The organism is Sporomusa sp. 246TCP1 (assembly GCF_057319775.1).
Window position 1 is genome coordinate 1,722,442 of the sequence record NZ_CM170492.1, and the last position, 13,241, is coordinate 1,735,682.

Annotated in this window: 12 protein-coding genes; all 12 read left to right on the forward strand. The window is 43.7% G+C overall.

Going from position 1 to position 13,241, the window contains the following annotated elements:
* The first annotated feature begins 14 nt into the window (after nucleotides 1-14).
* The 12 genes from AC1ECB_RS08600 to AC1ECB_RS08655 all read left to right on the forward strand — a co-directional run bounded on the left by AC1ECB_RS08600 (nucleotide 15) and on the right by AC1ECB_RS08655 (nucleotide 13,224).
* A complete protein-coding gene (locus AC1ECB_RS08600; protein WP_485668313.1) occupies nucleotides 15-1,328 on the forward strand; it encodes an FAD-dependent oxidoreductase in 1,314 nt (437 codons plus the stop codon).
* Between the two features lie 15 nt (nucleotides 1,329-1,343).
* Nucleotides 1,344-2,327 carry a hypothetical protein gene (locus AC1ECB_RS08605; RefSeq protein ID WP_485668314.1) on the forward strand — a complete coding sequence of 328 codons (984 nt, stop codon included), beginning with the start codon at nucleotides 1,344-1,346 and terminating at the stop codon, nucleotides 2,325-2,327.
* Nucleotides 2,328-2,358: 31 nt separating this feature from the next.
* Nucleotides 2,359-3,093 (forward strand): pseudouridine synthase, encoded by a 735-nt coding sequence (locus tag AC1ECB_RS08610; protein WP_485668315.1) that lies wholly within the window; start codon nucleotides 2,359-2,361, stop codon nucleotides 3,091-3,093.
* A gap of 80 nt (nucleotides 3,094-3,173) precedes the next feature.
* Nucleotides 3,174-4,412 (forward strand): BaiN/RdsA family NAD(P)/FAD-dependent oxidoreductase, encoded by a 1,239-nt coding sequence (locus AC1ECB_RS08615; RefSeq protein ID WP_485668316.1) that lies wholly within the window; start codon nucleotides 3,174-3,176, stop codon nucleotides 4,410-4,412.
* Between the two features lie 129 nt (nucleotides 4,413-4,541).
* Nucleotides 4,542-5,102 (forward strand): hypothetical protein, encoded by a 561-nt coding sequence (locus tag AC1ECB_RS08620; protein WP_485668317.1) that lies wholly within the window; start codon nucleotides 4,542-4,544, stop codon nucleotides 5,100-5,102.
* Between the two features lie 116 nt (nucleotides 5,103-5,218).
* The gene (gene aroF / locus AC1ECB_RS08625; RefSeq protein ID WP_485668318.1) at nucleotides 5,219-6,073 is read left to right on the forward strand and encodes a 3-deoxy-7-phosphoheptulonate synthase; all 855 of its coding nucleotides are present in this window, start codon (nucleotides 5,219-5,221) and stop codon (nucleotides 6,071-6,073) included.
* Nucleotides 6,070-7,368, forward strand: coding sequence for a 3-phosphoshikimate 1-carboxyvinyltransferase (gene aroA, locus AC1ECB_RS08630; protein ID WP_485668319.1), 1,299 nt, complete (start codon nucleotides 6,070-6,072; stop codon nucleotides 7,366-7,368). The genes aroF and aroA overlap by 4 nt, the downstream gene beginning before the upstream one ends.
* 14 nt (nucleotides 7,369-7,382) lie before the next feature.
* A complete protein-coding gene (gene cmk / locus AC1ECB_RS08635) occupies nucleotides 7,383-8,057 on the forward strand; it encodes a (d)CMP kinase (protein WP_485668320.1) in 675 nt (224 codons plus the stop codon).
* Nucleotides 8,050-8,661: a lysophospholipid acyltransferase family protein gene (locus tag AC1ECB_RS08640; protein WP_485668321.1), complete on the forward strand. Its 612-nt coding sequence runs from the start codon at nucleotides 8,050-8,052 to the stop codon at nucleotides 8,659-8,661. The genes cmk and AC1ECB_RS08640 overlap by 8 nt, the downstream gene beginning before the upstream one ends.
* Before the next feature lie 2 nt (nucleotides 8,662-8,663).
* Entirely contained in the window at nucleotides 8,664-10,388 is a 1,725-nt protein-coding gene (locus tag AC1ECB_RS08645; protein WP_485668322.1) for a LytS/YhcK type 5TM receptor domain-containing protein, read from the forward strand.
* Nucleotides 10,381-11,148, forward strand: a complete 768-nt coding sequence (locus tag AC1ECB_RS08650) for a LytR/AlgR family response regulator transcription factor (RefSeq protein ID WP_485668323.1) — start codon at nucleotides 10,381-10,383, stop codon at nucleotides 11,146-11,148. Before AC1ECB_RS08645 ends, AC1ECB_RS08650 begins: the two co-directional genes overlap by 8 nt.
* Before the next feature lie 216 nt (nucleotides 11,149-11,364).
* Nucleotides 11,365-13,224 carry a carbon starvation CstA family protein gene (locus tag AC1ECB_RS08655; RefSeq protein ID WP_485668324.1) on the forward strand — a complete coding sequence of 620 codons (1,860 nt, stop codon included), beginning with the start codon at nucleotides 11,365-11,367 and terminating at the stop codon, nucleotides 13,222-13,224.
* Nucleotides 13,225-13,241: the final 17 nt, after the last annotated feature.

A 13,241-nucleotide genomic window follows, 5' to 3' on the forward strand; every position in this document is an offset into this window, starting at 1 on the left:
GAATACACTGTAGTGTGATTTTAAAGCAGAAATTGGAGGGGAAGTCCATGATTAAGGTGGTCGTGGTCGGTGGTGGCTGGGCTGGATGTGCCGCAGCGTTAGCAGCATCTAAAGCGGGAGCTCAGGTAGTTTTACTTGAACGCACCGACTTATTGCTGGGAACTGGTTTAGTTGGCGGGATATTCCGAAATAACGGCAGGTTTACAGCAGCTGAAGAAGCAATTGCCATGGGCGGCGGAGACTTATTTGTGGCCATGGATGCTAATACCAGACACCGGGGCATAGATTTTCCCGGACATAGCCATGCGTCTTTTTATGATGTAACTACCATGGAGCCATTGGTAAAAAGAATTCTCCAAAACTATGGTATTGATATTAAAACCTGCGCAAGAGTATCTGGTGTTGTTAAACATGGGAAGAAAATCCAGTATCTCACTGACGACAATGAACAGATTATTAACGGTGATGCCTTTGTTGACACAACAGGAACTACCGGTCCAATGGGCAATTGCTTAAAATATGGTAATGGCTGTGCTATGTGTATTCTCCGCTGCCCGACTTTTGGGCCGCGGGTGAGCATAACCGCCAAAGCTGAAATCAAAGAAATAATGGGTAAAAAAGCAGATGGCTCCTATGGTGCAATGAGTGGCTCCTGCAAGATTAATAAAGATTCACTTAGCTTTGAGCTTAAAGCTCAATTGGAAAAAGAGGGTATGGTAGTAATTCCTTTGCCCGAAAATCTCAAAAAAACAGGTATGCTCGGCAAAAAGGCTTGTTCACAATATGCCATTGCTGACTATGCCGAGAATATTGTACTTATTGATACCGGTCATGCCAAGCTGATGACCCCTTTTTTTCCGCTTGACATGTTGCGAACGATACCCGGACTTGAGCGCGCCCGCTATGAAGATCCCTACTCTGGCGGAGTAGGCAACTCTATCCGTTATCTGGGCATTGCCCCCTGTGATAGTTCACTAAAAGTGGAGGGAATAGATAATTTATTCTGTGCAGGTGAAAAATCAGGAATATTAGTTGGTCATACGGAAGCTGTGGTAACCGGGCTGCTAGCTGGACACAATGCGGTTCGCTGCTGTCTGGATATGCAGTATCTTGAACTCCCGCCCGAATTGGCTTCCGGTGATTTTATTCGGTTTATTCATGAACAAATGACCACAGAGGAAGGAATTAGATTAAGATATACCTTCTCAGGCTCGATATATTTCGAACGCATGAAAAGCTTAGGGCTTTATTCAGCACAACGCAGAGATATTGCGGAACGAATAAACAAGGCTAGCCTTACCGATATTTATAATACTTGTTTGGTATAATGAGGAGGGATTGTTATGCTTAAAAAATTGGTTAGCCGCTGTATTGATATCAATTCACCCTATTGTCCCTGTCTGCTGGCGGAAACTAATCATTGCACTTTTTGCAGTCATTTGAAAGGCGAGGAGGTATGTGACTGTAACTGGAGTGGAGTGTGCATACTATATGAAAAACAGTGGCAAATGAAAAAAAGTAATTGGCTAAGTGACATTGATGCGCCAGTGCGTTTGGAATCTGATACTGAGTTTGCCGTAAAACAGAAAATTTCTGAGCATACATACTTATTAGAAATTGAAGTTTCGCCTGAACTTGCACAATCAGTTGACAAATGTGGCTCTTTTGTTTTTTTGCGCCGGCCAACAGACCAGCAATTTTACCACTTTCCCACCGGTGTAATGAAGGTAACCGGGAATACTATTCAGGTAGTGGTCGAAACAATTGGTCCCAAATCTGCGCGTCTGCTAGCTAATGCTAATAAACAAGTATTAGTACGTGGACCATATTATAATGGTATTTTTGGTCAACCCTGGATTGACAATATAGATGATGGTAAAATATTATTAATAGTTGGAGGTATCGGACAGTCACCGGCTATACCAATAGCGCGGCAACTAGTAAAAAACAACAACACTGTTCAGGCTATTGTAGCACCCGGAAAGATTGGAAAGGTATTTATTGCCGGCGAACTTATCGAACTAGGAATTAACGTTCAGGAAGTAGCCTCTATGCGTGAACTAGGAATACGCCTTTTGTCCGGGCATTTGGCCGATAGCCAAAAGCGTCCGGAACTAATCGTCAGTGCCGGCCCTGATGACCAACATTATGGAATTATTACTGCTATGCATGCCGCGAGAGTTAGTCTGCCAATGGCAGCTACGAATAACACCACTATGTGTTGTGGTGAAGGAATTTGTGGCAGTTGTGAACGAGTAACCAAGGACAATAAACGTGTGCGTACCTGTAAAGTCCAGACTGATTTTAGTCAATTCATTCAAGAGTAAAATACATTTTGAAAGTAGGAATCGAAATTTAATGTTAGAACGTTTGCAGAAAGTAATTGCGCAAGCTGGAGTTGCTTCACGGCGGGATGCCGAAGAGCTCATTAAAGCGGGACGGGTAACGGTTAATAACAAGGTTGTTACCGAACTTGGTACCAAGGTTGAGCCTAAACGGGATCGGATTGCCGTTGATAACAAACTGATAAAAGCCGAAAAATATCTCTATATTTTACTTAACAAACCCAAAGGAGTAATAACAGCCTTGGAAGATCCTCAGGGCCGCAAAACAGTGGCCGACCTTGTTGACAACATTCCGGAGCGAATTTATCCTGTTGGCAGACTGGATTATAACACCGAAGGATTACTTATTATGACCAATGATGGCGATTTAACTAATACCTTAACCCATCCCAGTCATGAAATTGCTAAAACTTATTTAGCGAAAGTTCAGGGGTATCCTCCGGAGGAGAAGCTTGATAAGTTACGGGTAGGTATTAAACTGGAAGATGGCATGACTGCCCCTGCTAAAATCAATATTATCGCCGTTGACCAGGAAAAAGAACTGACTACACTGGAGATTGTTATCTATGAAGGTAAAAACAGGGAAATACGCCGGATGTGTGAAGCCATCGGCTATCCTGTGAAAAATCTCAAACGAATTCAAATTGCCTTCTTAACATTAGAAGGGCTTCGCCGTGGGCAGTACCGCCATCTGCACGCGGGGGAAGTGGAGGAATTGAAAAAACTGGGCAAAAAACAAAGCGATTAATTTTTTCACCCTTATTTCGGAGAATAAGGGTTTTTTACTAAATTAACTACTATACTACTTTTGAAAAGTGAGAGTGAGATATGAAACAGGTTCTTATCATTGGCGGCGGTGCTGCCGGCCTTATGGCCGCAGTCAGCGCCGCACAGCACGGAGCTAAGGTAACAATAGTGGAAAAAATGAAGGATATCGGTCGTAAAATACTCATTACGGGAAAAGGACGCTGTAATCTTACTAATAGTTGTGATATTTCTGAACTAGTAAAAAACATGCCAGGGAACGGTTCCTTTTTGTACAGCGCTTTTCATGCCTTTAGCAATCTTGATAGTATTGAATTCTTCAATCAAGCCGGCTTACCAACAAAGGTGGAACGCGGCGGACGAGTCTTTCCAGTTAGCGATCAGGCTAAAGATGTCATTAAAGCATTCGCCAGGCAACTGGCCAAACTGGATGTTGCTGTTAAATTGGGGCAGCCGGTAAAAAAACTAATCGTAGAAAATGGCCAAGCCGTTGGCGCTGCCACGATGGATGCTGAGTATCGGGCTGATGCTATAATCGTCACCACGGGTGGCGCATCCTATCCGGGTACAGGCTCTTCAGGCGATGGCTATCGATTGGCCGGGGTTATCGGTCATACCATTGTACCGCTCAAACCTTCCTTGGTACCGCTTGAAGTCGAAGAAGAATGGATAACTGAGCTACAGGGATTATCACTCAAAAATGTTACGGCAACTGTTATCTGTGACGGTAAAAAAATGGCTGATGAATTTGGTGAGATGCTATTCACCCATTACGGCTTGTCTGGACCGATAATTTTATCCTTGAGCAAAAAGGTCGCAGAACTATTTGTTACCACTCCTGATAAAGAAGTAACAATAGAAATTAATCTTAAGCCTGCACTCAGCATGGAGATTTTGGACAAGCGATTACAACGTGATTTTACCAAATTTGCCAAAAAACAACTGAAAAATTCCTTGCATGAACTGCTGCCAAGCAAACTAATTCCTGTTGTGCTTGATTTGTCGTTTATTGACGCCGATAAATTTGTCCATCAAATTACTAAAGAGGAACGCTCCCGTTTACTGAATGTTTTACAGCATCTCACATTTACAATTTCTCAAACCCGGCCGGTGGCTGAAGCTATTGTAACCGCCGGTGGTGTCAGCACTAAAGAAATAGATGCCCGCACAATGGAGTCCAAATTGGTTAACGCGCTTTTTTTTGCGGGAGAGGTCATTGATATCGACGGTTACACTGGTGGTTTTAATTTGCAGGCAGCCTTCTCTACCGGTTATGTGGCCGGCAAGTATGCTGCAACGTAATACTATTTGCAGGCCCGGCGGGTGGTGTATTGACAACGCTCCACCACTAGCGTTTGACTTCCGCTTTTGCCAACACACCACCCGCCTGCAAAAATCGTACATCTTGTATATAGTATAGGAGGGAGTCGTATGGAAAACAGGAATAACAGGTTCCGTCGCAAATACTTTATTACTATTGATCGCCTGCTTATAAGACTGACGACAATGGCTGTTATCCTGTTAGTAGTTGTTCAAGCACTCCTCTTACATGACGAAACCCGGAAATATTTATCGCTGGTAGATAAATTGGAGGGAGAACAACTAACATCTCCTCCTACCATGTATGCTGCTGACATTTCCCGGGTTGACCCGAATAAAATAATGACTGCAGTAGATAAAGTTATTGCTAAATCTATACGTTCTTTACGTTCTGGTCAAGAGATTACGATCCGAATGATTACCCCGGCAGCTACTGGCGATGGATTGTTAACAATAAATGGTGAAGTAGCTGGCAACTTTGCCAAGGGAAACCTTGAAGTTACTGTATTTAATGGTGATTATATTGAAATTGATGTTACCAAGCTTACAAAGCCTGCTCAATTTATTATTGATACCCATAAAAATGATAGAATACTATCACCGTTAGATGGTATTCTACTCCAAAGCCAGAGTAATGTCATAGTTGTCGGCAAGGTTATATTAAAACGCTAAACTATTGCTGGCAAGCTATCAGATAAAATTGCCAACAGTTGTTAAAGATTAGAGGAAATTTTTATTTGGCAGGGAAATTATATTAATATATTTTTCGATATTTGTGGAGGCCTATTATGATAACACCTTACAAATTGGCCAGCAGAGAATTGCAGCAAAAAAATACTGTTGTCAAGGTTGGCAGCGCCAGTTTTGGTGGTAAATCCATACCGGTTATTGCCGGACCATGTGCGATTGAAAGTTATGAGCAGCTATATCAAGCCGGTGTAAGTGCCAAAGCCGCCGGCGCAGCCATGCTGCGCGGTGGCGCATATAAACCACGTACCTCACCCTATAGTTTTCAGGGATTAGAAAAAAAAGGACTGGAAATAATTAAGAAAGTTGGGCGAGAATTAGCTTTGCCGGTTATCTCGGAAGTAACTGATCCGCGTAACGTAGAGTTAATGGCAGAATATGTAGATATGCTGCAAATTGGCACACGTAATATGCAAAACTTCGTGTTACTCAAAGAAGCAGCCTTGAGCAAGAAACCGGTTTTGCTTAAACGTGGTCTGGCGGCAACTATCGAGGAATGGCTTATGGCTGCCGAATACATACTGTCAAGTGGCAATAATCAAATCGTACTTTGTGAACGGGGGATCAGGACTTATGAAACCTATACACGAAATACCTTAGATTTGACCGCCGTGCCGATAATTAAACATCTAAGTCACTTGCCTGTTATTGTTGATCCCAGCCATGGTACAGGCAGTTGGCGTTGGGTTAGTCCTATGGCCAAGGCTGCGATAGCTGCCGGGGCAGACGGCCTCTTAATTGAAATGCACCAAAACCCGGAAGAAGCCTTGTCTGATGGACCACAGTCCTTAACACCGGAAAATTTTGCCCGACTTATGGTAGACTTGAGTAGTTTAACCACAGTACTCGGCCGTTCATTAACAACAAAATCAAATAGTAAAGAGGGAAGATTATGAGCAAAATCATTAAAATAGCAAAAACCGGAGGCTTAACAGGGGCAATCACGGTTCCCGGAGACAAGTCAATATCACATCGAAGTATCATGCTGTCCGGACTTGCGGATACGCCAGTGACAATAACAAATTTTTTGCATGCAGCTGACTGCTGGTCAACAATTAATTGTATGCGGGCCTTAGGGGTAAGCGTTGAGGAAGATAGGGGCGGCGTACTTACGGTCCAAGGCAAGGGGTTCTATGGACTGAGCGAGCCTGGTGATGTACTTGACGCTGGTAATTCAGGAACCACCATCAGGCTGTTAACAGGCTTACTGGGTGCTCAGCCGTTTTTTAGCGTTCTGACAGGTGATGCTTCCATTAGAAAACGTCCGATGGCGCGAGTAATCGCACCACTAGCAAAAATGGGCTTACAAATAGCAGGACGTGGTCAATCACGCTATGCGCCGCTGGCCATCAGTGCACCTGAGCAAGTCCGCGGTATTGAATATGATATGCCTGTTGCCAGCGCCCAGGTAAAGTCAGCGATATTGCTGGCAGCACTTTATGCTAATACGCCGACTACCATTATAGAACCCATACCCTCACGCGATCATACTGAGCGCATGTTTGAAACATTTGGGATACCTGTGAAACGGGAAGGACGGGCTATTATCCTTGAACCGATACAAAAAATTGCCGCGCCTAAGCGCCTTGATGTACCTGGCGATATTAGTTCAGCTGCCTTTTGGTTGGTAGCGGCATCGATAATTCCTAATAGTGAACTAGCCTTAATTAATGTTGGTATTAATCCGACGCGTACGGGTATTCTTGATGTTTTAGCGCAAATGGGGGCAGATATAACCATTACCAATAATCGCTGGAGCGGACGGGAACCGGTCGCTGATATTATTGTTCGTTCGGCTAATCTAAAAGGCGTGACGATTGAAGCTGAGATTATCCCGCGTCTTATTGATGAAATTCCCATACTTGCCGTAGCTGCTTTATTTGCCAAGGGACAAACTGCTGTTAAAGGTGCCGAAGAGCTCCGGGTAAAAGAAACTGATCGTTTAAAGGCCGTTGCACTCGAACTGGGAAAAATGGGAGCTACAATTATTGAAAATCCGGATGGCCTTGTTATCGATGGACCACAAAGTATAAACTCTGCTAGCTGCGATTCCCACCATGACCATCGTATGGCCATGTCGCTGGCGGTTGCCGGCATGGCCGCTCAAGGTGTTATAATTAACGAACCGGACTGTGTAAAAATTTCTTATCCGGACTTTTTTGACGTTTTATCTAAGTTTCGACAGGATTAATAAGGAGACAACTTATGAAGCGATTAATTATTGCCATTGATGGGCCGGCAGGTGCAGGAAAAAGTACTGTGGCTAAGCTTACTGCCCAAAAATTAAATTATAACTATATCGACACCGGGGCTATGTACCGGGCAGTAGCTTGGCAGACACTCCAACAGGGCGTTGAACCTTCTAATCAAGCAATTGCTGAATTAGCCCAAAATCTTGACTTAAAGCTGGACTATAGAAATGGCAAAACGAATATAACTGTAGCCGGCCAGGATATTACCGAGGCTATTCGCACTCCGGAAATCAGCCGTCTTGTACCCAAGATAGCACAAGTAGCCGAAGTTAGAGAGGTTATGTTAAAATTACAGCAGGATATGGCCGGACTGGGTGGGGTTGTTATGGATGGCCGTGATATTGGTACCCATGTCTTACCACATGCCGATATAAAAATTTTTTTGACTGCCTCAATTGCCGAACGGGCTAAACGCCGCTGGCAGGAGTTAGTAGCTAAGGGGTACACAATACAATTGAGTGAACTGGAAGTTGAAATTGCTTACCGCGATAAGGAAGACTGCGAACGTGAACTTGCCCCTTTACTAGCCGCACCTGATGCTATTCACATTGATACTACCGAACTATCTATTGAAGCTACGGTTACAAAAATAATAGACTTGTGTAAGGAGAAACTGACAGGTGTATGAATTATTGCGTATGTTTTTTGCCGTTCTTTTTTCAATCGCATTTCGCTGGAGAACTTCTGGAATTGAGAATATTCCTGCCGGCGGCGCTATCATTGCAGCAAATCATATAAGCCTTTGGGATCCACCGGTAGTCGGTACCGCCTTACCACGCAGAGCGCACTTTATGGCTAAGGAAGAGTTATTTGCCAATCCTGTGTTTGGCTGGCTGATTAGCAAATTAGGGGCTTTTCCCGTGAAACGCGGCGCAGCCGACAGAACTGCAATTAAAACCGCATTATCGCTCCTTAAAAAAGGTTCTATTCTTGTGATATTTCCCGAAGGAACCCGCAGTAAAGATGGAAAACTAGGGACTCCGGAAGCAGGACTGGCTCTGCTAGCGCTCAAGGCTGGTGTTCCGGTTATCCCTGCTGCTATTACTGGCACAAATAAGATTTTTCGTGATGGTCATGTGCTGCCTAAGTTTTGCATACGGTTTGGTAAACCGATCTTGCCTGGCAGTAGCGCTGCCGGTAAAGAATGTATGGAAAAAATGAGTACTCAGGTTATGACTGAAATTAGTCACCTACTGGAAGAAGCAGATACTTCAATAACTAAGCAGGTATAAGCATGGAAAACACGACAATTGAAGTGTTAGACACAAACTTATCCATAATCTTAGTGCAGAGGATTGCAATAATTGCTGTTTTCGCCTATGTATTATCTCATACACAAGCCTTTAGACTAATTTTTAAAAAAAATACCACTCCCCGTGAGAAACTCATATTGGTCTTTATTTTTTCACTGATCTCTATTGCCGGCACATATTTTGGTATCCCTATTGAAGGCGCACTTGCTAATGTCCGGGATACGGGAACCATTGTCGCCGGCCTCCTGGCCGGACCGGTAGTTGGAACCGCAGTTGGCCTGATTAGCGGTTTCCATCGCGTTTGTCTGGGAGGCTATACGGCTCTGCAATGCGGCATTGGTACGTTGCTTGGCGGTATCCTTGCAGGTTACATCCACAAACAAACAAAGCCCAAAGCTCCCGAATGGATTACTGGTGTAATTACTGGCATTGGCGTTATTTTACTAAGCATGGGGTTAATTGTATTATTTGCTAAACCTTATGAAACAGCCTTATCACTTGTGACACAAATTACCATTCCCATGGTAATGGCCAATTCTCTGGGAATAGCCATCTTTATGATTATTATTCATAATGCCCGGGAACATCAGACCAAAATTGCTGCTCTGCAAACACACAGAGCGCTTAGAATAGCCAATGTAACTTTGCCTCACTTTCGCCAGGGACTTAATTCGATATCGGCTGAAAAGGTGGCGGTCAACATATTAAGCATGACTTCCGCTGCAGCAGTAGCAATTACTGACTTGGAGCGGGTCTTAACCCATATTGGATTAGGAAACGATCACCATGCCAAAGGGATGCCAATATTTACCAAATTAACCAAAGCCTGCCTGGCTCAGGGACAGATTACTGTAGCACAGAGCAAAAAGGAAATTGGCTGTACGGTATCGTCTTGTCCCTTAAAGTCAGCCATAGTAGTACCGCTTTACTGCCGGGATGAGCTTGTCGGCACTCTGAAAATGTATTACGCCCACGAAGAAGCACTTACAGCTCTTGATATTGAATTTGCTCAAGGTCTTGGACAGGTATTTGGTACCCAGCTTGAATTATCCGCCCTTCAGCATAAGGCAGAATTGGCCGCAAAAGCCGAACTCAAAGCTCTCAGAGCGCAAATTAATCCGCATTTTCTGTTTAATTCTCTAAATACGATTATTTCTTTCTGTCGTACCAATCCGGATAAAGCACGTAAGCTCTTAATCGAATTGAGCGAATTCTTCCGCCGCAGTCTGAAAACGGCCCGTGATTTTGTAACCCTCAAAGAAGAATTGGAGCATGTAGACTCTTATCTAACCCTGGAACAAGCCCGGTTTGGCGACAGGCTGATTATTGAACAAGATGTTGCCCCAGATACTCTTGCGATATTAATTCCTACCTTTACGCTTCAGCCCTTAGTGGAAAATGCGGTAAAGCATGGTCTCTTAGCTAAAGCGGATGGAGGTACCATTCAGATTGTTGCTAAAATGATCGGGAACCATGTCGAAATTGCCATAACCGATAATGGTCAGGGCATTCCCCCCGCTATCCGGGAGCAAGTGTTGGAACCGGGCTTTGGCAAAGGTGCTGGCGTGGGACTAACCAATGTTAATGAACGACTTAAAGCCATATATGGAATCAAATATGCTCTTGTCATTCACAGTGTAGAAGGGCAGGGGACAACAGTATTGCTTCATATTCCTATTGACGCAGAGGTGGTTGTGAATGACTGAGCAATACCTTACAATTAGGGTTATGATTATTGATGACGAGGTACCGGCACGCAGTGAGTTAAAATACCTATTAGAGCAATTTCCCGAAGTAACTATTGTTGGGGAATTTTCAAGCGGTGAAGCAGCTCTTATTGCTATACCGTCACTTAATCCCCATGTAGCTTTCATGGATATTGAAATGGCAGGTTTAAATGGACTACAAACTGCCGAAAAATTGAATTTTGCCAATGGCGTACCGCTGGTTGTTTTTGCCACTGCTCATGAAGAATTTGCCGTAAAAGCTTTTGAACTTAATGCCGTTGATTATTTACTAAAGCCCTTCTCTGAAAAACGGGTGGCAAAATGTATTGAAAAAGTTCGTACACTACTCTCTGAATCAATGCCGGTAAATTCCAATAAGCAAAATAACGACTTGCCTGCACTCTATAGCTTACAGAGAATAGCGATAGAGCATAATGGTAAAGCCTCTGTAATTGACACCAAAGACATTATTGCCGCGTATTGTACTGAAGGACAATTATCCATACGGACGGCTAATAGATGCTACTACTCCAATATGCCTCTCCAGGATTTGCAGTCTCGCCTTGATGAACGCTTGTTTTTTCGTACACATCGTGCCTATCTTGTTAATATTGAAAAGATCCGCGAGATAATCCCATGGTTTAACGGTACTTATAATCTAATAGTAGAGGGATTAACCGAAGAAATCCCCGTAAGTCGCCAGCAAGTCTCAAAGCTAAAAAGAATGTTTGGTTTGTGAAAAGTCGTGTAACTATGTAAATAAATTCTGCCATTGACCAGGATAATAATGTATTTCATCCTTTTTTTTTGTCATTTCACCGCATACATATTGTTAGCTAACACAATATACTGTATTATTTTACTATAAAGAAAATTCCAATGAAAGGAGGCTAGTAGTTACTACATAGGCTCTTCTTTATGTTTTACTTCTTATTTTGAAAGGAGGACTTATTAAATGAATTCAGTGAATCTTTTGGTAGTTGCCGTCTGTGTCTATGTTCTGGCATATCGGTATTATTCTGCCTTTATTTCTGCAAAAGTTCTGGCTTTAAATGATGCCAACATAACTCCTGCCTATCGGTGCAATGATGGCCGTGAGTTTGTTCCCACCAACAAATGGGTATTATTTGGTCATCACTTTGCTGCCATCGCCGGTGCGGGTCCGCTTGTTGGTCCGGTACTTGCTGCCCAGTATGGCTGGGGTCCCGGTTTTATGTGGATTTTGCTAGGCTCCGTATTTGCAGGCGCTGTTCATGATTTTATCGTCTTGTTTGCCGCAATACGCCACAATGGTCAATCACTGGCCGTTATTGCCCGGCGTGAGGTTAGCCCATTGAGCGGGATAACAACCTCACTTGCCACTTTCTTTATTATTATCGTTGCTCTTGCCGGTTTGGCTATCGTTGTTGTAAATGCTCTATTTAAAAATCCCTGGGGCTTATACACATTATCGATGACCATCCCGATTGCTATTTTTGTTGGTCTTTATATGTTTAAAATTCGCCCAGGTGCCATTCGTTCTGGTTCAATTATCGGTTTCCTCTTAGTACTGGGCGCAGTATTTACCGGTCACTGGCTGAGCCCTGGTCAGCCGTGGGCTGGTATAGCCGGTATCTTTGACCTTACCAAACCACAGTTATCAGTCGCACTGCCACTTTATGGCTTCTTTGCGGCTGTTCTGCCAGTATGGCTCCTGTTGGCTCCTCGTGATTACTTAAGCACATACATGAAAATTGGTACTATTTTTGCGTTGGCCTTTGGTATTCTCATTGTACAGCCTACGATTAATATGCCTATTACTACTAGATTTATGGATGGTGGCGGACCTATCATTCCCGGACCCTGGTGGCCATATCTGTTTATCACCATTGCCTGTGGAGCCATTTCCGGTTTCCATGCGCTCATTAGTGCAGGCACTACCTGTAAGATGATCGAACAAGAATCTCAGGCCCGCATGATTGCTTATGGCGGTATGATTACAGAAGGCTTTGTTGCTGTAATGGCTATTATTTCGGCAGTTGTACTTATGCCTGGCGACTATTTTGCAATTAACAGTCCCGCGGCAGTATTTGCTAAACTGGGAATTCCACCTGTTGAGCTCAAAGAATTGTCCCGGCTGGTAGAAATGGATGTTGCCCATCGCCCTGGCGGCGCAGTATCGCTGGCCGTTGGTATGGCTCATATCTTCTCCAATATCGGCGGTATGAAGCACCTTATGAGCTATTGGTATCAATTTGCCATTATGTTTGAGGCGCTCTTCATTCTAACCACAATTGATGCCGGTACCCGTGTAGCCCGTTATATTCTCCAGGATATGCTTGGCACGTATTTGTATGCTCCACTCAAACAAGCTAACTGGTGGCCTGGCATTCTCTTTACCAGTGCTCTCGTATCCTACTTCTGGGGTTATTTGCTCTATAGTGGTGATGTTGCTTCTATCTGGCCGCTATTTGGTGTCGCCAACCAGCTTTTGGCCGTTATTGCCCTGTCTCTTGGCACCACCATTATCTTAAAAATTGCTCCGAAAAAATCATATGCCCTGATAACATTTACGCCACTTGTTTTCCTGGCAATAACTGTTCTTACCGCAGGCGTAATGAATATACAAATGTTTTTTAAACGTGGTGATGCACTTGGTACTACCAACGGTTCGATAAGTATTGCCCTCATTATTCTGGTAATTGTTACTTTGGCTGACTCGATTAGAGTGTGGCTCAAACTCTTAAAAACGGATAAACCTGTTGGTATGAATACTGAAATTTCATTTCAGTCTTGCCCAATTAATTCCAATCCTCCGCCCAACATTCCCAGCTAATAATTAGATTAAGGAAA